The organism is Acinetobacter sp. YH12039, from assembly GCF_013420015.1.
In the GTDB taxonomy this organism is placed as follows: domain Bacteria; phylum Pseudomonadota; class Gammaproteobacteria; order Pseudomonadales; family Moraxellaceae; genus Acinetobacter; species Acinetobacter amyesii.
The window spans coordinates 1-19,592 of the sequence record NZ_VOZA01000049.1 but is presented as its reverse complement, the minus strand read 5'-3'; the positions used below and the strand labels follow the sequence as shown (position 1 = coordinate 19,592).

Annotated in this window: 21 protein-coding genes and 4 pseudogenes; 9 read left to right on the top strand and 16 right to left on the bottom strand. The window is 40.6% G+C overall.

Going from position 1 to position 19,592, the window contains the following annotated elements; translation table 11 throughout:
• Positions 1 to 198: 198 nt before the first annotated feature.
• Positions 199 to 324, bottom strand: a pseudogene (locus FTT98_RS18165) (hypothetical protein); the annotation flags it as partial.
• A gap of 32 nt (positions 325 to 356) precedes the next feature.
• On the opposite strand from FTT98_RS18165, the pseudogene FTT98_RS14945 reads away from it, so the two are divergent.
• Positions 357 to 726: pseudogene (locus FTT98_RS14945) on the top strand (IS3 family transposase); the annotation flags it as partial.
• A gap of 141 nt (positions 727 to 867) precedes the next feature.
• Here FTT98_RS14945 and FTT98_RS14940 read toward each other — a convergent pair.
• From FTT98_RS14940 to FTT98_RS14930, 3 genes are read right to left on the bottom strand one after another with little or no spacing between them, the layout of a single operon-like run.
• Complete coding sequence (locus FTT98_RS14940) at positions 868 to 1,509, bottom strand: hypothetical protein (protein ID WP_180041715.1); 642 nt, start codon at positions 1,507 to 1,509, stop codon at positions 868 to 870.
• 18 nt (positions 1,510 to 1,527) lie between these two features.
• On the bottom strand, positions 1,528 to 1,956 hold the full coding sequence (locus FTT98_RS14935; RefSeq protein ID WP_180041717.1) for a ClpXP protease specificity-enhancing factor: 429 nt from the start codon (positions 1,954 to 1,956) through the stop codon (positions 1,528 to 1,530).
• A gap of 27 nt (positions 1,957 to 1,983) precedes the next feature.
• Positions 1,984 to 2,637, bottom strand: a complete 654-nt coding sequence (locus tag FTT98_RS14930; protein WP_180041718.1) for a glutathione S-transferase N-terminal domain-containing protein — start codon at positions 2,635 to 2,637, stop codon at positions 1,984 to 1,986.
• Between the two features lie 164 nt (positions 2,638 to 2,801).
• Here FTT98_RS14930 and FTT98_RS14925 point away from each other — a divergent pair, with 164 nt between their 5' ends.
• On the top strand, positions 2,802 to 3,047 hold the full coding sequence (locus tag FTT98_RS14925) for a hypothetical protein (protein WP_180041720.1): 246 nt from the start codon (positions 2,802 to 2,804) through the stop codon (positions 3,045 to 3,047).
• Between the two features lie 62 nt (positions 3,048 to 3,109).
• Here the strand turns inward: FTT98_RS14925 and rpsI are convergent, their stop codons facing one another.
• Complete coding sequence (gene rpsI, locus FTT98_RS14920) at positions 3,110 to 3,496, bottom strand: 30S ribosomal protein S9 (protein ID WP_078190115.1); 387 nt, start codon at positions 3,494 to 3,496, stop codon at positions 3,110 to 3,112.
• A 12-nt stretch (positions 3,497 to 3,508) separates the two neighbouring features.
• On the bottom strand, positions 3,509 to 3,937 hold the full coding sequence (gene rplM / locus FTT98_RS14915) for a 50S ribosomal protein L13 (protein WP_004722943.1): 429 nt from the start codon (positions 3,935 to 3,937) through the stop codon (positions 3,509 to 3,511).
• Between the two features lie 661 nt (positions 3,938 to 4,598).
• On the opposite strand from rplM, the gene pdxA reads away from it, so the two are divergent.
• The 4 genes from pdxA to FTT98_RS14895 all read left to right on the top strand — a co-directional run bounded on the left by pdxA (position 4,599) and on the right by FTT98_RS14895 (position 8,156).
• Entirely contained in the window at positions 4,599 to 5,582 is a 984-nt protein-coding gene (gene pdxA / locus FTT98_RS14910) for a 4-hydroxythreonine-4-phosphate dehydrogenase PdxA (protein ID WP_180041722.1), read from the top strand.
• A gap of 69 nt (positions 5,583 to 5,651) precedes the next feature.
• Positions 5,652 to 6,461, top strand: coding sequence for a pilus assembly protein PilJ (locus FTT98_RS14905; protein WP_180041723.1), 810 nt, complete (start codon positions 5,652 to 5,654; stop codon positions 6,459 to 6,461).
• A gap of 30 nt (positions 6,462 to 6,491) precedes the next feature.
• Positions 6,492 to 7,304, top strand: a complete 813-nt coding sequence (rsmA, locus tag FTT98_RS14900; protein ID WP_180011634.1) for a 16S rRNA (adenine(1518)-N(6)/adenine(1519)-N(6))-dimethyltransferase RsmA — start codon at positions 6,492 to 6,494, stop codon at positions 7,302 to 7,304.
• Positions 7,305 to 7,310: 6 nt separating this feature from the next.
• Positions 7,311 to 8,156: a symmetrical bis(5'-nucleosyl)-tetraphosphatase gene (locus FTT98_RS14895; RefSeq protein WP_180041725.1), complete on the top strand. Its 846-nt coding sequence runs from the start codon at positions 7,311 to 7,313 to the stop codon at positions 8,154 to 8,156.
• A gap of 53 nt (positions 8,157 to 8,209) precedes the next feature.
• Here the strand turns inward: FTT98_RS14895 and FTT98_RS14890 are convergent, their stop codons facing one another.
• The 6 genes from FTT98_RS14890 to hflX all read right to left on the bottom strand — a co-directional run bounded on the left by FTT98_RS14890 (position 8,210) and on the right by hflX (position 12,443).
• A complete protein-coding gene (locus FTT98_RS14890) occupies positions 8,210 to 8,614 on the bottom strand; it encodes a DUF2147 domain-containing protein (protein ID WP_180177509.1) in 405 nt (134 codons plus the stop codon).
• 182 nt (positions 8,615 to 8,796) lie between these two features.
• Positions 8,797 to 9,246 (bottom strand): DUF2147 domain-containing protein, encoded by a 450-nt coding sequence (locus FTT98_RS14885; protein ID WP_078190108.1) that lies wholly within the window; start codon positions 9,244 to 9,246, stop codon positions 8,797 to 8,799.
• Positions 9,247 to 9,306: 60 nt separating this feature from the next.
• Complete coding sequence (locus FTT98_RS14880) at positions 9,307 to 9,759, bottom strand: DUF2147 domain-containing protein (protein ID WP_111884999.1); 453 nt, start codon at positions 9,757 to 9,759, stop codon at positions 9,307 to 9,309.
• A 248-nt stretch (positions 9,760 to 10,007) separates the two neighbouring features.
• Entirely contained in the window at positions 10,008 to 10,682 is a 675-nt protein-coding gene (locus tag FTT98_RS14875) for an LrgB family protein (RefSeq protein WP_078190106.1), read from the bottom strand.
• 11 nt (positions 10,683 to 10,693) lie between these two features.
• Positions 10,694 to 11,065: a hypothetical protein gene (locus FTT98_RS14870; protein ID WP_168379556.1), complete on the bottom strand. Its 372-nt coding sequence runs from the start codon at positions 11,063 to 11,065 to the stop codon at positions 10,694 to 10,696.
• A 43-nt stretch (positions 11,066 to 11,108) separates the two neighbouring features.
• The gene (gene hflX, locus FTT98_RS14865) at positions 11,109 to 12,443 is read right to left on the bottom strand and encodes a ribosome rescue GTPase HflX (protein ID WP_180041729.1); all 1,335 of its coding nucleotides are present in this window, start codon (positions 12,441 to 12,443) and stop codon (positions 11,109 to 11,111) included.
• A 412-nt stretch (positions 12,444 to 12,855) separates the two neighbouring features.
• Between hflX and FTT98_RS14860 the strand changes: the two genes are divergently transcribed.
• Positions 12,856 to 13,677, top strand: coding sequence for a 1-acyl-sn-glycerol-3-phosphate acyltransferase (locus tag FTT98_RS14860; protein WP_180041737.1), 822 nt, complete (start codon positions 12,856 to 12,858; stop codon positions 13,675 to 13,677).
• A 48-nt stretch (positions 13,678 to 13,725) separates the two neighbouring features.
• Here the strand turns inward: FTT98_RS14860 and FTT98_RS14855 are convergent, their stop codons facing one another.
• Positions 13,726 to 15,345: a phospholipase D family protein gene (locus tag FTT98_RS14855; protein WP_257220800.1), complete on the bottom strand. Its 1,620-nt coding sequence runs from the start codon at positions 15,343 to 15,345 to the stop codon at positions 13,726 to 13,728.
• A gap of 104 nt (positions 15,346 to 15,449) precedes the next feature.
• Here FTT98_RS14855 and FTT98_RS14850 point away from each other — a divergent pair, with 104 nt between their 5' ends.
• The gene (locus FTT98_RS14850; protein ID WP_180041733.1) at positions 15,450 to 16,460 is read left to right on the top strand and encodes a metallophosphoesterase; all 1,011 of its coding nucleotides are present in this window, start codon (positions 15,450 to 15,452) and stop codon (positions 16,458 to 16,460) included.
• Positions 16,461 to 16,751: 291 nt separating this feature from the next.
• Here the strand turns inward: FTT98_RS14850 and FTT98_RS14845 are convergent, their stop codons facing one another.
• The gene (locus FTT98_RS14845) at positions 16,752 to 18,065 is read right to left on the bottom strand and encodes an MFS transporter (protein ID WP_078194265.1); all 1,314 of its coding nucleotides are present in this window, start codon (positions 18,063 to 18,065) and stop codon (positions 16,752 to 16,754) included.
• Positions 18,066 to 18,210: 145 nt separating this feature from the next.
• The gene (locus tag FTT98_RS14840; protein WP_180041735.1) at positions 18,211 to 18,852 is read right to left on the bottom strand and encodes a hemolysin III family protein; all 642 of its coding nucleotides are present in this window, start codon (positions 18,850 to 18,852) and stop codon (positions 18,211 to 18,213) included.
• 107 nt (positions 18,853 to 18,959) lie between these two features.
• Between FTT98_RS14840 and FTT98_RS14835 the strand changes: the two are divergent.
• Positions 18,960 to 19,499 (top strand): annotated as a pseudogene (locus tag FTT98_RS14835) (methyltransferase); the annotation flags it as partial.
• On the opposite strand, the pseudogene FTT98_RS14830 reads toward FTT98_RS14835, so the two are convergent.
• Positions 19,482 to 19,592 (bottom strand): annotated as a pseudogene (locus tag FTT98_RS14830) (IS701 family transposase); the annotation flags it as partial. The pseudogenes FTT98_RS14835 and FTT98_RS14830 overlap by 18 nt on opposite strands.

The window sequence follows — 19,592 nt, the reverse complement described above, 5'->3', positions numbered from 1 at the left end:
CCGAACTCAGAAGTGAAACCTCTTAGCGCTGATGGTAGTGTGGGGTTACCCATGTGAGAGTAAGTCATCGCCAGCTCATTATTCGAAACACCCCCTGATATCTCAGGGGGTGTTTTTTTATGCGTGGAAAAAAGATAAAAGGGGGCGAAAATAAAGCGTTGGAAATCCAACGCTATAAATCGACCTAAAACGATAAAATTATCTTAACTGACGTCGTGCATGCTTTAATGCAGTTCTTAACCCTTCTTCTAAAGTTGGATGATAAAAGGGTTTATTTAAAATTTCATGAATGGTTCGTTCTTCTGAAATCATCCAAGCTAACATAAGCCAATGACTGCATAATTTGAATTGTGGGCGGGTATCCAACGAATATCATGGTCCATTCTGACCAAGGCTCACAGCACTGTAGTCGTGATTTTAGAGCGCTATTATTGATGAATAACTGCATCCAAAGCATGTCTAGATGAATAACTGCATCCAAAGCATGTCTAGACGAGGCCTTGCGCAGTATATTGCTCATGGGATAATGCAGTAACAGAAAGCTTCTTTCACACATTTAAAGGTCATGTGGTACATGGCAGTGTATTTTTGACCCGAAAAGAAGCCAATGTTGTCTTGTTTGACTATATTGAGATTTACTACAATCGAGTGAGAAGGCACTCTGCAAATGGTTGGTTAAGCCCAGAAGCCTTTGAGCAGAAATATTTTAAGAATTTAGAGGGATAGGTTGTCCACGATACTGCCTGGGATCATTATTTGGCTACTTTTATCGGGTAAATTTTATATTTAAAATATCAATATCCTAAATATTCGATTAAAAAAAACCTGCTTAAAAAGCAGGTCATAGATTTAGAGAAATGAAGTCAATTAAGCAAAAATATTACATGCTGCAGATGCCAAAATCCATAGAATCACCACTGCAACTACTGGCTCTACAATTTTTGACCAAGTCGGTACTTGTACTTCAGTTGTTACGTCTTCTTGTGTATGTTGTTGATTAACCATTTGATTGAACTCCTTCATTGATGCCTCTAATGATATCTCTTCTTGAAGATTTGGTTTAGAACCAAGGAGCTCTGTTAGGTTGTTTGTTGACCAAACCCAATCATCCGCTTGACCAGAAAGATGTTCAATTTGTCCGTTGAGTAATTCTCGAATACTTTGCGGTGAATGTGAGCCTGTATCATGAAGTTGTTTTAATTCATTTAATTGTAAATGAAAAACTTCTGTAGTTAGGTTTTCGAGTTCAGAGCGTTCTAATGTTGATGCATTTGAAGGGTTGGTGGTGAGATGACGTGAAACTTCCTGAATATAGAGTTCATCAGGCTGAGTAATTTCTTGATAAACCTTTTCACCATTAATGCGTAGCTGATGAATCAATTCACCTAAGGTTAAAGCATTAATTTCACGTAAATGTTGTCGTTTTTCTTCACGATTTAAATGACTTAAAAGCGTAGGCTTTTGAGATTCTATTTGTTCGACAAAATATTGTACTAAATCAAAAGCCATTATTCGCTTCCTTATTCTTTAATCGAGCAACCTTAAACCCGGTTTTTTCTTCGGTTGCTCTTGTTGTTCTTGGTCGTTTGATTTTAAAGCATTTTGATCATTCTGAATACCTTCATATTCTTGAGGATCGAAGAACATGCCTTGACCATTTTCACGTGCATAGATGCCTAGAACAGCAGAAAAGGGGATATAGAGGTTTTGCGAAACGCCACCAAAGCGTGCAGAGAAAGTAATCGTCTCATTACTCATGTGTAGCGCATGCGTTGCATGAGGTGCGATATTCAGGACAATTTGGCCATCTTGAATATATTGAACTGGCACCATCGTACCATTCTGTGTCGCATCGACAAGTAGGTAGGGGGTAAGTTGGTTTTCACAAATCCATTCATAAAGTGCCCGTGTTAAGTATGGACGTGTTGGAGTGAGTTGTAGTTCCTGTTCAGACATAATGCTTACTCGAATATTTATGGAAAATTAATTTTTTACTAAAAGCTCGCTATAGCGATTTTTTTCCTGCAATGTCATTGATTTGATAAATGCTGGACGGCTAAAGATGCGTTGGCAATAGAGAAATATAGGGCGGCATTGCTGTTTGGGAAGCTCAATACCCATGGCTTTTAGGCGCAGAAATATAGGCGCGAGCATACAGTCTAACATGCTAAATTGTTCAGACATAAAATAAGGATAATGCTGAAACAAGGGGGTTAGTGAAATGAGTGTATCACGTAATTGTTTTTGTGCTTTTTGCTTGGCTTTTTCATCGAGGGTATCGGGATGGCGAAGCATAATATCGGCAAGTCTTAACCAATCTTGTTCGAAGCGCCATACATATTGACGTTGCTCTGCACGAGGCATAGGTGCATCTGCATACAGTTTATTTTGACGATAACGGTCATCTAAATATTCGGCAATAATACTGCTGTTATAGAGTTTTAGGCCATTTTCAATCATCATCGGAAGTTGATTGTAGGGATTTAAACTCGCAAGATCTTCGTCTTCATCATCAGCAATAATTAAATTATGTTTGATTTGCTTCTCTGCAAGTACATAGCGTATCCAGTGTGAGCGAAAGTCATCCGCATGACTGTAAAGCGTAATTCCTTGGAGAGGTGCATTTTCGACTGACATAATCCGAGACGATGAGAAATGAATAAGATAGGATACTAAAATTAGACAGTAAAATCACGGAGACTTTAGCAATATCAATGCAGCTACAGTGAAAATTACAGTTTTGTTTTATTTGATTTTATCTGATAGCTTTTCATGTCATTCATTTACCTGATCGTCACCGCATGATGACCATTGCACTTGTACAAAAAATATTATTTTTTGCTGCAGTTATTTTTATGGGCATTGGCTTTTATACGGCACTCGCTGGAGGTTATGCCTCTGATTATGGAGCAGAGGATGATATCCTAGAACAAAAAAGCAAAATGACCATCTGTACAATTACACTAATATTGTCGGTTATATGCTTAATTGCGAGTTTTAGTCTTTTTGTTTATCGGATCGTTATTCTATTTGCATCATCTTCATAAAAATCAAGATATAAAAAAACCTTGGCATAAGCCAAGGTTTTTTGTCCGATTCGGTAAACGAATTAACGTTTAGAGAATTGAGGACGTTTACGAGCTTTACGTAAACCAAGTTTCTTACGTTCAACTTCACGAGCATCACGAGTAACGAAACCAGCTTGACGAAGAGCAGGTTTAAGAGTTTCGTCAGAAGCGATCAATGCACGAGTAATACCGTGACGGATAGCGCCTGCTTGACCACCGATACCACCACCAGCAACAGTGATGTAAAGGTCATATTTCTCAGTAGCTTCTAAAAGCTCAAGTGGTTGGTTAACAACCATACGAGCAGTTTCACGACCGAAATATTGTTCTAAAGAACGGTTGTTGATTACGAGTTTACCAGTACCAGCTGATAGGAAAACACGTGCAGTTGCGGTCTTACGGCGACCTGTACCATAGTTAGTAGCCATGTGCTGTATCCCTTAGATGTCCAAAACTTGTGGCTGTTGAGCAGTATGTGGATGCTCAGTACCAGCGTACACTTTCATTTTCTTGATCATTGCATAACCAAGAGGACCTTTTGGCAACATGCCTTTTACAGCACGTTCGAAGATTTCTTCTGGTTTGTGAGCAACTAATTTTTCGAAATTAGTTTCACGAATACCACCAGGGAAACCAGTGTGGCGATAATATTTCTTATCAAGTGATTTTTTACCAGTCACTTGAACTTGCTCAGCATTGATAACAACGATGTAGTCACCAGTGTCAACGTGAGGAGTATAAGAAGTTTTGTGCTTACCGCGTAAACGACGAGCGATTTCAGTCGCAAGGCGACCTAAAGTTTTGCCAGAAGCATCAACAACGTACCAGTCGTGTTGAACTTCAGCTGGCTTAGCGCTGAGAGTTTTCATTAAACCACTACCTATTATAGTTGGTTTGGACTATGGAAGCTGTCCAAACAAAAGGAGACGCGATTCTATACGAATACGTGAAGAATCACAAATGAAAATATAAAATTTCAAGCGCTGTATTGTAGTATATTTCTTCAGCAATAAACAGTAGATAATCCAGAAATTATAAAAAAAGCGGATGAAAGTAAATCATGTCGAATTCTAATCTGTTAAAAAACACATCTGAACCCTTATTTTGCGACATTGGTGGTATTTAATGGGCTTATGTAGCACCTTGATTTTAAGCCCAACTTTTTTGTATTTGGTATATTTGCATGGGGCGGATGGTGCGATCATCGTTTTGTTGATGATGCTCACTTTATTTTTCCTTAGTTATTTATTGGTTTATCTGTTGATTGGATTATTGCTTGTGAGCGTTATGTCTTTTTGGTTGATAACGAAGTACCCGCAGCATGTGTCAGTCGTTCAGCGCGGCATTATGATTCTTATTTGCATTGATTTGGATCATTGACATTTTAGGTTTTGCTTTCGATTTCATTCCATACAATGTCGTACAACGCGCTTATTTTTGAGTTTTGTCAGGTATTTTTAGTCAATAAAATTAGGTCTGTCATGTGCATCACACAGTATAATAATGTTATTGCACACACAGGATAAACCCATGCTGCCTTTATATATCACGAGCGGTGAACCCGCAGGTATCGGACCTGATATTTGTTTGAGCTTAGCCAATCGAATAGATGAAAGGCCAATTGTGGTTCTTATTGATAAAGATTTGCTGCTCAAGCGCGCTCAACAATTAAAGCTCGAAGTTGAACTGATCGACTATGTTGGGCAGGAGGAGTCGGCAGCTCTAGGTCAGCTTTATGTAGAACATGTGCCTGTGACTAAACCTGTCATCGCAGGTCAGTTAGATGTGAATAATGCAGCCTATGTGTTGGAACAATTACGTCGTTCTGCAGATTATGCGATGTCTGGCAAAAGTGTAGGTGTTGCAACTGCACCTGTGCAAAAGTCGATTATTAATGATGCCGGTATCCATTTCAGCGGACATACGGAGTTTTATCAAGAATTTGCAGGCGTTGATCGTGTCGTGATGATGCTTGCGACCAAAACGCTCCGTGTCGCATTGGCAACAACACATTTACCGCTTCGTGATGTTGCGGATGCCATTACTCAAGAACGTTTGCATCAAGTCATTGATATTGTAATTCATGATTTAAAAACCCAATTTAAAAAAGATCATCCGCATATTTTAGTCTGCGGTTTAAATCCGCATGCGGGTGAAGATGGCTATTTGGGCATGGAGGAGATTGAAGTGATCAATCCGGTGCTAGAGCGTTATCGCGCTCAAGGGGTGAATATGAGCCTGAGCTTACCTGCTGATACCTTATTTACCCCTGAAAATTTAAAAGATGCCGATGCGGTTTTGGCGATGTATCACGATCAGGGCTTGCCTGTGTTAAAGTCGCAGGGCTTTGGCGAAGCCATCAATATCACTTTGGGCTTACCGTTTATTCGGACTTCAGTGGATCACGGCACAGCACTGTCACTGACTGGAACTGGTCTTGCTAAAAGTTCGAGTTTACAGGTGGCGGTCGATTTAGCTTTAGAATTAGCACGTGCGAAAAATAACGAAACTTAATAATAAAGGTTTGAATTTTATATGAATAATAGTAAAAAATTATCAAAAATAAAACAGGAAAATAACAAGATGCTTAGGGCGAAATCGATCATTCGCCCATTTTTTGGGATTGCGTTAGCGTTGATGCTGTCAGCATGTTCAACGCTCGCTACAGATCATCATTCTTGTGACTTAAAAGTATTATCGCTGCAAATTCCAAAACAGACGGAAGGATTTATACGTTTTGCATCACCGGCTGCCGTGGATGGCTTTAAACATAATCAGCAAAAATTTAATCAAGCGCTGACCGCGATGCATAAAAAATATGCGAATCGTGGCGGTGCTGATAAAATGCTTCAAGATGGGCAGGCAATCAATGCTAATATTGATCTGCTTGTACAGCATCAAAATAGCCTGAATGCGCTATATGAATATCAAATTCTTGTAAGTGAAACCATTCCAGGTATTCAAGCTGAATATAACCTTCTGGCTGATATGATGGCTAGAGCAAACAATTCAGCAATGCAAGCGATTATTGCTAAAAATCAAGTCTTTATTGCGGGACGGCTGTTGGATTCTTTGCTGAATTTAACTGATGTGAATTCTATTCATCCAGACGATTTAGATGACTTTTTAGCAGATTTTGAAACTTTCAATATTTTTTTGAAGGCTCAACTGAATGGTAATCCCGAACTCGGTGTAGAGCGCGTAAACAATGCTGAAATGCGTGAAAGTTTGCTCTCCATTCAGGCTGAAACTGAAGAAATGATGAAATCTGAAACAATGGCTTTGTTGAAACAAAGAGAGCCATTGCTCAGTGTAATTAACGCGGCTCGGGATAATGTGGCCAAGTCCGAAGAAATTTTTGCTCGCTTGAGTGAATTTGAATCAAGTCAGTAATCGTTGTAATAAACCTATGCGGAGAATTTTATGTATCAAATTAATGCCCTAAACCCAAAAGATGAAGGGCATCACACGCGTAAGCGGTTTGGACAGAATTTCTTACATGATCAACGTGTTATTGCCAAAATTGTACGTTCGGTAAATCCGCGTACTGGTGACAATATTGTCGAAATTGGTCCCGGTCTTGCCGCGCTTACATCGCCTTTAATTGGTGAATGTGATGCTCTAACTGTGGTTGAGCTGGACCGTGACTTAGCTGCAGGTTTGCCGGGCCGTGTGCCGCATCCTGAGCGCTTGACCATTGTTGAAACCGACGCGCTGAAATATGACTTTACCGAGCTGTTTGCCGAAGGCCGTCCTCTGCGCGTGGTTGGCAACTTGCCGTATAACATCTCGACTCCGCTGCTGTTTCATCTCTTGGAGTTTGGCGACAAAGTCAAAGACATGCACTTCATGCTGCAAAAAGAAGTCGTGGACCGTATTACCGCTTCACCGAATACTAAAGAATATGGTCGTTTATCGGTGATGATTCAATATTTCTGCAAACCGACGTTTTTATTTGAAGTGCCACCGGGCTCATTTAATCCGCCGCCAAAAGTCACCTCTGCGGTATTCCGTTTAGAGCCTTATGCCGTTAAACCGATTATGGCGAAAGATGAAAAAGCGCTTGCGCGTTTAGTTTCACATGTCTTTACTCAGCGCCGCAAGACCTTGCGTAACAGCTTAAAAGGCATGTTGGTTGAAGATGGTTTTGAAAATGCAGGGGTTGATCCAATGGCGCGTCCAGAAACCCTAACACTTGCAGAATTTGTCGCATTAGCAGATCAAATGGTGGCTTAAATAATTATGACTCGCAATATTCGCTATAACTATGTCATTGGTGATGTTCAAGGCTGTTTTGAAGCATTAAAAGCTTTACTGAAAGAGATTAAGTTTGATGCAGACCAAGATTTTATATGGTTTGCCGGTGATCTCGTCGCACGGGGTGAAAACTCGGTAGGCGCTTTGCGGTTCATCAAAAAATTAGTGGATAGTGAAGTTGCGGCGACGGTACTGGGCAATCATGATCTGACTTTGCTGGCATGCGCTCGCGGTATTAAGGATATCAATCCTAAAGACAATATCGATGATGTGATTCACGCTTTAGAAAGTGATGATTTGATTGATTGGTTACGCAAGCAGCCGCTGTGTCTATTTCCGAATGAGCAAACCATTTTGACTCATGCGGGTATTCCTTTGAATTGGACTGCGCAGCAAACCGCTGATTTGGCAAAAGAAGTGGAAGCGGTGATTGGTCATGACGACTTTGATGTGGTCGATGCGTTTCTTCAAGTGATGTACGGTAAAGAGCCGAACCTATGGTCGGATGATTTGTCGGGTCATGCGCGCTTACGCTGTATTACCAACTATCTGACCCGCATGCGCTTAACCGATGCTGAAGGCCGTTTAGAGTTTAGTTTTAAAGACTCACTCGATGACCCTATGCCGAAGGGTTTTCAACCATGGTTTGAGTTTGAGTCACAAGCAGCGCAGACCCATCAAATTCTTTTTGGTCATTGGGCGGCTTTGCAAGGAAAAAGCATTTCAGCAAAAATCCAAAATGTGGATGGCGGATGTGTTTGGGGCAATCAGTTGATGGCCTATCGTTTAGAAGATCAGTGCATGTTTGCGGTCGATAATCCTGTAATGTAAGTATTTAAAAATAAAAAAGCCGCATTCGTGCGGCTTTTTTATTGGTGTGAGGATTAGTCTAAACGAATCCAAGTTTGGTTACGGCCCAAGACTGAAACGCCAATACTTGCACGGATCGAAATACGTTTTCCTGTGCTGTTTAAGCGCACTTTAGCATCATAAACCTTGCCAGAAAGAGGGTCGATAATACGACCTTTTTCATAATTATTTGTATTATTAATTTGCTTTAAACCTTTAACAATTTCCATGCCGAGAATCGGTTGGTTGGTATAAGGTGCTGGGCACTTATTACAGTTTTTTTGCGGTGTATAGCCAGGACGTGGTGTAATTTTAATAATTTTACCGGTATAGGTATTATTGGATTCTTTGTGAATCGAAATAATCGCTTTGGCCGCTCCTGTTTTATCGTCAATTTGTTGCCACGTGCCAGCAATGTCATTTGCAAATGCACCATTCATCAAACCGAATGTGCATAGGCTGAATAATATTTTTTTAACATAATCGCTTTTCCCCTAGAAGCGTGATTTATGAGCACGTATGTTAGAAAGTTTACGAGAATAGTCAACTTAATTTTTTAAAATAATTTGAATATCTTAGGCATAAAAAAACCGCCATGGCGGCGGTTTTTATAACATTGAACTTATTCTTGGCGAATCCAAGTTTGGCTACGACCGAGTGCTGATACACCCATATAGCCACGTAGCGTGAGACGTTTGCCACTGGCATTTAAGCGAACTTTTGTGTCGTAAATTTTGCCAGAAAGTGGGTCGATAATACGGCCTTTGTCGTAGTTATTGGTCCCTTCAACATGTTTTAAACCAGTTAACACATCAAGGCCTAAAATCGGTTTGTTTTTATAAGGTGCAGGGCAATTTACGCAGGTGTCGCGCGGTGTATAGCCCGGACGCGGCGTCACTTTGATGATTTTACCCACGAATGTGCCATTACTTTCTTTACGGATTTCAATAATGGCTTTTTGTGAACCTGTTTTATCATCAATTTGTTGCCAAGTCCCTGAAAGGTCTTGAGCAAAAGCTGAACCACTCATTACAGCAGCTAAGAATAAGAGGCTCACTTTTAATTTTTTCATCAGATATTCCCTGTAGGTGGTTCACCTATATCAAATCAATTTACTGAATAAATTTAAAATTTATTCAGCGCGAATCCATGTCTGTGTACGACCAATTGCGGAAATCCCCAGATATCCACGTAAATGTAAGCGCTTACCATTGGCAGAAATTTTGCCTTTTAAGCTGTAAATTTTGCCTGCTAAAGGATCAATAATTTTTCCTTGAGAGTAGGTATTTTCACTTTCAAGTTTCAGCCCCTTAAATACATCCATCCCTAAAATAGGCTGGTTGGTATAAGGTGCAGGGCAATTCACACATTTTTCCTTTGGTGTATAACCCGGACGTGGCGTCACTTTCACAATTTTGCCGGTATAGGTGTCTTTGGCATCTTTTCGAATTTCGATCAGTGCTTTAGGCGAACCGGTTTTATCGTCAATTTGTTGCCAAGTCCCTGTAAGATCTTGAGCATAGAGTGCAGAGCTTGTGACTACAGCACCAAATAATGCAGCCCATTTCAAACTTTTTTCGATCATATTAATAATCCTTTATCAATACACTTTGTGAGGGTTTATTGATCATACTAGGTAATATTTGGACTTAGAGCAACTACTCTAAGCCTAAATATTTACATTTTATTCGGGAAAGTTGACATGTTGCACAAAAGTGACTTTACCAAAAATGTAACATCCACAGCACATCGTTCAATGTGTTGTGGCGTACCCTTGAATTTATATTAAGTTTATTTTTTATACAAAACAATCATTTAAAAGTGATTGCTCAGTCACATATTTTGTAGATAGAGTATGAAAGTTGGCAACCAGATTGCTGTGAAGACTGCATTTACCGCCATGCCAAATGCTGCATAGCGCCCAGCAATGCTGCCGCGCTGCCAAGCTTGAGCTGTGCCAATCGCATGTGCAGCAAGTCCTAAGGCGAGTCCTGATGCACGTTCATCATGAATATTTTTGAGTATGATGGGTGAAAATGCTGCGCCAATCACCCCTGATAAAATCACAATCAAAATCACCAAAGGAATCGGGGAATGCAGCAGCGTCGCAATGTTGATGGCAATTGGGGTGGTCACTGCCCGTGTAGCAAAAGCCATAATGGTTGGATCTGACAAATGCAATAAATAAGCCAGCCCCATAGGGAGGGCAACGGCACTGATACTGGCAAAGACTAAAATCCCGCCCACGGCTTTTAATGGCAAGTCATCGTAGCGCATTGCTGCTAAAGGAATGGCCAAGGCCACTGTGACATAGCCGAGTAAGTTATTGAACAGTGGATTGACCTGTGCCATATAACTTTCATAGGAAATGCCAAAAAGATAGAGCATACCAATGACGAAAAACATCCCAATCACAATCACGGGGATTTGCGGTAATTTTTTATTAATGGGTTTTGCTACAAGATAGGCGATCAGGGTAATGATGAATCCAGAGATGATTGAAAGCATGTTGATTCTCCTTATAGCCATTTCTTAGACATTTTTGCGTAGACCCACAGCGGTATGAGGGTGCTGACAAAGAGAACAATCAAAAACATTGGAATTTCATCACCTAAATGCATCATCATCAGCAATGAGCCTGCACTAATGGGTAAGAAGGCAAAGGCACTTTCTTTCATGATTTTATTATTGGTATCGACCAAACTGGCTGGAATTTTGTTGAATTTTCTCCAAAATGAAAGCACGATCAGCAAGCTAATCAGTCCGACGAGATTACCTAATTCTGGGTGACTGAATTGCTTCATGACCCAGACCGCACCTTCACGGAAAAGAATAATTAATGCAAGAGTGCCTATCCAGGCTTTCCAGTCGATGCGCTTGATCCAGTCCATTTTTGTCTTTCGTTAAAATTATACAAATCAAGTTTTAACCGATTTAATCTTTAATTTCAAATTCTTCAAGAGGATGTTGGAATTGTTGCGCACGTGTTCCCAAAATTTCATCAATGGGTAAATGCGCCTGTTTAATCAGTTGTTCTAACTTATGTGGGGCAATGATGACATGCAAAATCAAGTTGCCTTGTTCATCATAACTTTCATTTTGGATCACATTGAGCGCATACAGTTGTGTTCTTAATTTACCATAAGCCGGTTTTAGATGAACTTCAAAGCTTTGAATTTGACCCATTAAGCATTCTTGAACCGCTTGGCGTAATAAGGGTAGACCTTTACCACTATGCGCTGAGACATAAACACGTTCCGGCTGATGAGGCTTGCCATAGATGATTTTAGGATCTTCACCACTGACATCAATTTTGTTATAAACGCGCAGAATCGGAACATCGACACCAATTTCTTTCAGTACTTTTTCGACAGCCTCGATTTGTTCCATCATGTCAGGACTGCTGGAGTCAATGACATGTAACAATAAGGTCGCCTCCAAGGTTTCTTCTAAGGTGGCTTTAAACGACTCGACTAATGAGTGCGATAAATTACGCACAAACCCTACAGTATCGGCGAGCACTAAGTTGCCGATACCATCCCAATGTAGACGGCGTAGGGTCGGATCAAGTGTCGCAAACAGTTGGTCTGCTGCATAGACATCGCTTTTCGCTAAATTATTAAATAAGGTCGATTTACCCGCATTGGTATAACCGACCAATGACACGGTCGGAACTGCGGCTTTTTGACGTGCCACACGGCCTTGCATACGTGTTTGGCGGACTTTCTCAAGTTTCGCTTTGAGTTGTCCCATACGGAGCTTGAGTAGACGACGGTCGGTTTCAAGCAGGGTTTCACCCGGTCCACGTAAGCCAATCCCGCCTTTTTGGCTATCGAGATTACCGCGACTACGAATCAGTCGTGAAGCCATATGTTGTAATTGGGCCAACTCAACTTGCAATTTACCTTCATAGGTGCGTGCGCGTTGAGCAAAAATATCTAAGATTAATTCTGTACGATCGACCACACGACATCGCATGATGCGTTCAAGATTACGTGCTTGGGCAGGGGTGAGGGCATGGTCAAAGATGACCAATTCTACTTCATGCTCTGCAACCACTTCTGCAATTTCTTCCGCCTTCCCTGAGCCAATAAATAATTTGGCATCAGGCTTAATACGCTGAGCATGCACATGCTGCAGAATATTGGCACCTGCAGATTGAGCTAGTAAGTGAAATTCTTCGGCATCAAGGTCTGCGAGCATTTGTACTGCTACGCTGACTAAAATTACGCGTTCACCGCTCGCTTGATGTTGATTTAAATTTTCCACTCAGCACACACTCCTGTTTAAAGATTCATTTTAGGCGAAAATGGAGTGCGAGGGTTAATCTAAGTGAGGGATTAATGGCTAAGTTGCTGTATGTTGTACTATTCAATTAGAGAAAGCTGTGAAAGCTCAGTGCCAGTAAAAAAAGCACACTCATATATATCAGTGAAAAACCAGCAATGGCTTTTAAAGCTTGCCATGAAGAAATAGGAGGGGTATCTGAATGTGAGTGATTCATAATGCATAACCTTTAAAATCGATATAAAAATGATATTTGATTTTTAAAAACGATTAAAATGGAAAAATATTATCTTCGACTTCGGTTTTTATGATCAATGCAAAAAAACTGTCTTCGGTATATGATGATGAAAATTTACGCCAAATTGTGGCACCGTGTCATTTTAGTGAACCGTTTATGAATCAACCTCAAATCGTCAATACACCGCAAATTAATGTGTTTTCAAAATTTTATTTGTATTGTAAAAAAGTCGGTGCAGCAGCCGTTGCTGTGACGCAGGGTTTTTATTTGGTTTATCGTCATCAATTGTATAAAGACCCGAATAACCCGCAAAATACCCGCTATGTGCAGTATTTTTGTCGCAAGTTATGCAAAGTATTTAATCTTGAAGTCAAAGTACATGGTGAAATTCCACGTCAACCCGCCCTTTGGGTAAGTAATCATATTTCATGGTTAGACGTTGCAGTTTTGGGTTCAGGTGCACGTGTTTTCTTTTTGGCTAAAGCTGAAATTGAAAAATGGCCAGTATTCGGTAATTTGGCGAAAGGCGGTGGCACGTTATTTATTAAGCGTGGCTCTGGCGACTCGATTAAAATTAAAGAACAAATTACGGGCTTCTTAAAACAAGATACGCCGGTACTCTTTTTCCCAGAAGCCACGACTTCGGATGGCAGCAAAATTAAAAAAATTCATGGTCGTATTTTAGGTGCAGCGATTGAAGCTGAGCGTCCAGTCCAAATTTGCTTAATTTGCTATGTGAATCAGGACGGTGAACTGGACAATATTGCGCCCTATGTCGGAGACATTAGCTTTGATCGACATGTCAAAAATGTCTTAGAAATGCCGAAAGTCACTGCGCATCTGATGACATTGCCCGCAATTGATTCGGCAGGTCATACTGTTGACAGTCTGACACAAGAAGTGCAGCAAAAAATGAATCAGGGATTGGCAGAACTTCAAGCCAAAGTCCTTAAAGCGCCAGTTCCAGTTGAAGCTTAATGAATTAGTGATACATGCTGCAAGGGGGATGCCTTTGCAGCACAATCCTTACATAAAGCCTTCGAGCGGCAACCAAGAGATAAATTTCACCCCTGCTTTTTGCCACCACTTGATTTTCGGTTCACGTGGATAAATACGCGTTTGACCATTTGACAGCTTAATTTTCCAATTGATCTGTTGGTCTGCATTGAGCACTAACTTATAGGCATATTTACTCAAATTTTCATCCATGGTGTAGTGGACTGCTTTGGCTAAGCGTGGGCTATTCAGTAATACCCCAATTTCAGTATTTAAATATGCTGAGCGAGGGTCAAAGTTAAATGAGCCGATAAAGACTTGTTTTTCATCAATTGCCATCAGTTTGGCATGCAGGCTTGAACGGCTTAAACCTTTTAGACTCACTTTAGATTTTTCCGCCAACTCTTTGGTATTGGTGTTGAGGTTTTCTGCATCAGGTCTAGAGAGAAACTCATAGAGTTGAACATCGTGTTCCAAGAGGTCTTGACGATATTTGCTATAAAAAGCATGAACCAATGGCACGTCATTGGCCTGGAATGAGTTGGTCAAGACTCTGATTTTTACGCCATCTGCACGAAGGTTTTTTAGGCGTTCAGCCCCTTTTTTTTCTGGGACAAAGTAGGCTGAAACGATATCGACACTTTGTTCCGGTTTATCTAAACGGTTGAGCAGCTGAAAGTTGAGATGCTCTTCTTTTTTAGCCTTTGATTTGATTTTGCTCGGGGAGTCTTTGACGACTTCGGCTTTGACCCAGTCAAATTGGATTTTATTGTTGAGCCAGTCATCAAAGGCATGTGAACGATTGGCTAAGTCCAAATAATTGACCACAGTGGCTTCTTGGTTATAGTCATCGAGTTGTTGTTTGAGACTGTCAAAGCGCAAGCAATAGTGGCGTGGATTAACCAATTGGCGTACTGGAAAGGCATAGTCATCATTCCAATATTCGTCAAAAGAATGAATGATTTCATCGGATGCCGCACCGACCAGCATGACGTCAACATCGGAAAATTGATAGTTATCACTGACGTTATAGTATTGGTTACTCATATTGCGACCACCAATCAGAGCAATTTGATTGTCTGCAATAAAGCTTTTGTTGTGCATACGGCGGTTGATGCGTTTTAGATCCAGCACCATATCGACAGGGCGGAAATGTCGGAAGCGGTAGGGATTATACAGTTTGACATCAATATTGGCATGTTGGTCGAGTGCCATATAAATGCCTTCCATTTTTTTGGCATTGTTGTCATCGACCAATAAACGAATTTTCACCCCACGATCTGCAGCTTTGATCATGGCATGTAGGGCCAAAGCACCAATTTTGTCGTTATCCCAAATATAGTATTGTAGATCTAAACTTTTTTCGGCTTTATTGATTAGCTCGATTCGAGCCGCTAAGGCTTCTAATGGGTCATAAAGAACGTGGTAACCGGTTAAGTTAGGATTTTGTTCCCGTAGCGGCAACACAATTTTGGCAAGGCTAGTATCGTCTGTAGGAGTATTAAAGGCATATTCCACAGGTTGAGTGTGCTGTTTAGGCAAGGTACTACATGCAGATAAAGTCAAAACAAGGCTACAACTCAGCAAAACCGCCTTAGTGCGGTTGTGTATGAAGGGCAAATTTTGCTGTTTCGGTGTAGCTGAGTTCATACTGTTAGACATACTAAAAAATTTGATTTGAGTATAAGTGTCAGCTGTGAAAAGATAAATATAGTGACCGAGTTTCCTCGTTAGGCAAATTGTAGAGCAAATGTATGTGGGAATTAGATTCCGTAGTGATGTATTTTTATATCGGGTTGGCTGTGCTGGGCGTTTGGGCAATTTCCCAAGCTTGGTTAAGTCAGTCACGCACGGAAACGATTCATCCGTTTAAAGCCTTCGTACATTTGTTGGCATTTTATCTTTCGTATTTACTTATCCCTTTGTTCTTCTTTAGCTTTTATGCAGGCTGGAGTGGCTATTATTCACTACATGAAGCGATTTTTGTCGGTGCTGTTACGGGGCTTTTGTGCTATGCCCGATTTATCGAGCCGCACATGATTCAGGTGAAAAAATGCCAATATCAATTGCATGAAACACGACAATTATTAAAGCCTGTACGCATTGCCTTAATTGGTGATTTACATATTGGTTTATTTTCGGGTCATGAACGTCAGTTAAAAATGATCGTCGATAAAATCAATGCACAAAATCCTGATTTGGTCGTGGTTGCAGGGGATTGGACTTATGAGCCTGAAAATAAGTTGGCTGAAGAACTGGCTGTACTGAAAAATATTATTGCGCCGATTTATTCGGTGAATGGTAATCATGATGAGCAATATCCCGGCCCGCCTATTCAAGCGTTATTAAAACATGCATTAGAAAGTAATCATGTGGTGGATATCGAAGGGCAAGTGGTGGAATTTAATGAGTTTCGCTTATTAGGCGTTGGGGACTTATGGGCTGGTAAAGCCGATATGCGCTATTTGCCAGAATTGCCACAAGATAAACCTTGGATCATTTTGTCGCATAATCCAGATACCGTTGATATGGTACCTAAACTGCCAGGACGACCATTGATGTTGTCGGGTCATACACATGGTGGACAAGTGGAATTGCCATGGTTGACCGATTATGTAATGAAAAAAGTGTCGATTTTAGGTCATAAAAAAGGGCTATATCAGCATGACAATGCAGATGTCTTTGTCACTGTTGGTACGGGCATGGTTGGGGTGCCTTTTCGTTTTCTTGTGCCACCGACCATTGATATTATCGAGTTGGTTTAATCAAAAACTACCGTTCATTATCGCTAAACGGTTTGGTGACTGTTCTTCTTGATGTAGAGCTACAGGCCTTGTTTGGTTAATAAAATTGAATCGTGCCATTCATTTGCTGTTTGAAATTAAGTGAATGACCGTGTATTGGAACAGATGATGTGTATTGCTCAGTTGGATCTAAGCTGCATTCATGAATAAAATCGAAATGATGTCAACTATAGAGTAGCTAATTAGGTCATTGACTCAATTTGAGACATAAAAAAGCCAGCAATAGGTGCTGGCTTTTTTATTATGTGCAGATTAAACCTGATTATTCACATCATCATTTTTAGTTTCGCGAATCATTAAGAACGCGATCAATGAAAGGATTGATGCCGCAGTTAGGTAGTAACCTACTGCATATAAACCATAGCCAGTTGCAAGTTTAGTTGCGATCAATGGCGCGAAAGATGCACCAAAAATACCAGCCATGTTAAAGGTTAAAGCTGAACCTGTGTAACGTACAGACGTTGGGAAGATTTCAGACAATACCGTACCAATTGGACCATAGGTTAAACCCATGATCGCAAGACCGATACATAGGAATAAGAACACCATCGCAGTACTGCCAGACTCAAGCATGCTTGAGAAGACTAAGCCAAACAATGCAGATACAACACATACCGCAATCGAAGTCGTTTTACGACCAAATTTTTCAGCAAATACAGCAGAAAGTGGAATGAAGGCAGCGAAACAAAGTGTGGCAACCAGTTGAAGTTTTAAAAATTCTTCACGTGTGTAACCAAGCTGGGTTGTACCCCATTGTAAAGCGAATACTGTGGTTAAGTAGAACACAACGAATGTACAAATCGCAGCAATCGTACCGAGAATTAACATCCCCCAGTGCTTAGTGATCACTTCTTTGAACGGAATATTTACTTCTTTTTGCTTATCCAATACTTTTTGGAACGCTGGTGTTTCATGTAATTTTAAACGAATCCACAGACCGACGATAACCAATAGCGCACTTGCAATGAATGGAATACGCCAACCCCATTGCATAAACTCAGCTTCAGACATGAAGTGACCTAAGGTCAAGAATGAGCCTGTTGCAAGAATAAAGCCGATTGGCGCGCCCAATTGAGGGAACATACCATACCAAGCACGTTTGCCTTCTGGCGCATTTTCAGTTGCAAGCAGCACGGCACCTGACCATTCACCACCTAAACCAAGACCTTGACCTAAGCGACAAAGTGCAAGCATGAGCGGAGCAGCGATACCAATTTGAGCATAGGTTGGAAGCAAGCCGATACATACTGTAGAAATCCCCATGGTGAGGAGAGCGGCAACTAATGTGGCTTTACGACCGATACGGTCACCTAAATGGCCAAAGAATGTTGCACCAATCGGGCGAGCAATAAAGGCAATCGCAAACGTCGCTAGAGATTGAATCGTTGCGGTTGTTGGATCTGTACTTGCAGGGAAGAACAGATGCGGGAAGATAATTACAGCCGCAGTTGCATAGATGTAGAAATCGAAGAACTCGATTGTGGTACCTACAAGACTTGCTGTAAGTACGCGGAATTTTGAATTTGTTGGTTGCTGTTCAGTGGCAGCAGCACTTGAAGACGCCATGGTGGACCTTACACTTACTAAAAATAATTGAACTTAGTTTTAAAAGCGTAATCTTTTTAAAAAAGGCGTAATTTCTTAAAAAAATACGAAATACCAACTTACGGACTGCGGAATTAGGGTCACTAAAGAATGCAGTGTCAGCGGGTTATATCACGTAGAGATAAATCGACAGGAAATGTGATCCTGCACCTATCAATACAAAAATATGCCAGATAGCGTGTGTATATCTTACCTTTTTTAAGGCATAAAACAATGCACCGATTGTATAAGATAGCCCGCCAATGATCAGGTAGGTTAAAGCTTGATCAGATAAAAAGCGTTGCATATCATCCATTACCAGTACTGCAAGCCATCCCATCACCAAATAGGCAATCAACGAAATCTTTTGAAAACGATGAATGAAAATTAATTTGAATAGTGTCCCAATTGCGGTAATCACCCACAGTGCAATGAGTAAATAATGCGCTTTTGCGGTAGGCAGTGCGATTGCCAGAAACGGGGTGTAAGTACCTGCAATTAGATAATAGATTGCAGTATGGTCGAGTTTTTTGTACCAACCACGGCGCTCAGGAGACTCTGCGAAGTGATATAGACTCGATGCTGAAAACAATAACAGCATACTGAATGCATACACCCAAAGTGCAAGCCATTGTCCAGTTGGAAGGTACGAGCCTTTTAAAATCAGTAGGATACCTGCGATGGCAGACAAAGCCGCACCGAAAGCATGGGTATAGAAATTCAGTCTTTCTTCAGCTGGGTCATAAGCTAAAAGATGGGGAGCATTCATAACGTATCTTTTATAATAATTTAAATATACATATGTATAGTAATTCAATTTTGCTTTTGGTGTAAGAAGATTTAAAATTGTTTTGCAAATTTATCTAGGTTTATATTATGTCATCTTTGGCTTCTCCCTCTACGCAAGAGCAGCAATTTTTAGCAGCCTTTCAGCAAGCCATTGAAACACAGCGTTTTGATCGCATGATCTTGAGTCAGTATAAAGGTGAATTAGACCAATTAGAAAAAATGACCTTGCGAGTCATTTCGCTGCAAGGTGAGTCATTTCTCAGCTGTTTATATCGTTACAAAACCCAAGACATCACCAAAAACTATCCAATCGCATCCGCATATCAACAAGTCGAAAGTTTATTGAGTTGTTGTAAGCAAGCCAACCTGATGACCTTGGATGAAGAAATTCAGCTCAAAAAAAATAAAAAGAAAGCGATGCTAAGCATCAGCAAAAAGCAGCCAGCCTTAGGGAAAATTCCTACGGAGCAGCAAGGACATGATCGAGCGAAACATCGCTATGTCGATCAAAACAGTTATTTCTTACAGCCACTCGGTATTACGGATGCAAAAGCACAAATTATTCCGAGCATGGCACGTAAATGGAAACAAATTAGGACTTACGCACTATCATTTATAGATTCTCTGTGGTAGCAGATGATTTTTATCGAGAATAAAGTCATCAATGAAGTTTTTGATAATTGGTCTAAATAATTTCTTCTGCCAACGATATATATTTTC

Coding starts and splice junctions, on each gene's coding strand:
- FTT98_RS14925 (WP_180041720.1), top strand. CDS start 2,802: ATGATGACCATTGCACTTGTACAAAAAATATTATTTTTTGCTGCAGTT.
- FTT98_RS14880 (WP_111884999.1), bottom strand. CDS start 9,759: ATGATCGAAAAAAGTTTGAAATGGGCTGCATTATTTGGTGCTGTAGTC.
- rpsI (WP_078190115.1), bottom strand. CDS start 3,496: ATGGCTACTAACTATGGTACAGGTCGCCGTAAGACCGCAACTGCACGT.
- FTT98_RS14940 (WP_180041715.1), bottom strand. CDS start 1,509: ATGGCTTTTGATTTAGTACAATATTTTGTCGAACAAATAGAATCTCAA.
- FTT98_RS14935 (WP_180041717.1), bottom strand. CDS start 1,956: ATGTCTGAACAGGAACTACAACTCACTCCAACACGTCCATACTTAACA.
- FTT98_RS14930 (WP_180041718.1), bottom strand. CDS start 2,637: ATGTCAGTCGAAAATGCACCTCTCCAAGGAATTACGCTTTACAGTCAT.
- FTT98_RS14840 (WP_180041735.1), bottom strand. CDS start 18,852: ATGAATGCTCCCCATCTTTTAGCTTATGACCCAGCTGAAGAAAGACTG.
- FTT98_RS14870 (WP_168379556.1), bottom strand. CDS start 11,065: ATGGACTGGATCAAGCGCATCGACTGGAAAGCCTGGATAGGCACTCTT.
- FTT98_RS14855 (WP_257220800.1), bottom strand. CDS start 15,345: ATGAACTCAGCTACACCGAAACAGCAAAATTTGCCCTTCATACACAAC.
- FTT98_RS14885 (WP_078190108.1), bottom strand. CDS start 9,246: ATGAAAAAATTAAAAGTGAGCCTCTTATTCTTAGCTGCTGTAATGAGT.
- FTT98_RS14890 (WP_180177509.1), bottom strand. CDS start 8,614: ATGAATGGTGCATTTGCAAATGACATTGCTGGCACGTGGCAACAAATT.
- FTT98_RS14860 (WP_180041737.1), top strand. CDS start 12,856: ATGAATCAACCTCAAATCGTCAATACACCGCAAATTAATGTGTTTTCA.
- rsmA (WP_180011634.1), top strand. CDS start 6,492: ATGTATCAAATTAATGCCCTAAACCCAAAAGATGAAGGGCATCACACG.
- pdxA (WP_180041722.1), top strand. CDS start 4,599: ATGCTGCCTTTATATATCACGAGCGGTGAACCCGCAGGTATCGGACCT.
- FTT98_RS14875 (WP_078190106.1), bottom strand. CDS start 10,682: ATGCTTTCAATCATCTCTGGATTCATCATTACCCTGATCGCCTATCTT.
- FTT98_RS14905 (WP_180041723.1), top strand. CDS start 5,652: ATGCTTAGGGCGAAATCGATCATTCGCCCATTTTTTGGGATTGCGTTA.
- FTT98_RS14895 (WP_180041725.1), top strand. CDS start 7,311: ATGACTCGCAATATTCGCTATAACTATGTCATTGGTGATGTTCAAGGC.
- rplM (WP_004722943.1), bottom strand. CDS start 3,937: ATGAAAACTCTCAGCGCTAAGCCAGCTGAAGTTCAACACGACTGGTAC.
- FTT98_RS14845 (WP_078194265.1), bottom strand. CDS start 18,065: ATGGCGTCTTCAAGTGCTGCTGCCACTGAACAGCAACCAACAAATTCA.
- FTT98_RS14850 (WP_180041733.1), top strand. CDS start 15,450: ATGTGGGAATTAGATTCCGTAGTGATGTATTTTTATATCGGGTTGGCT.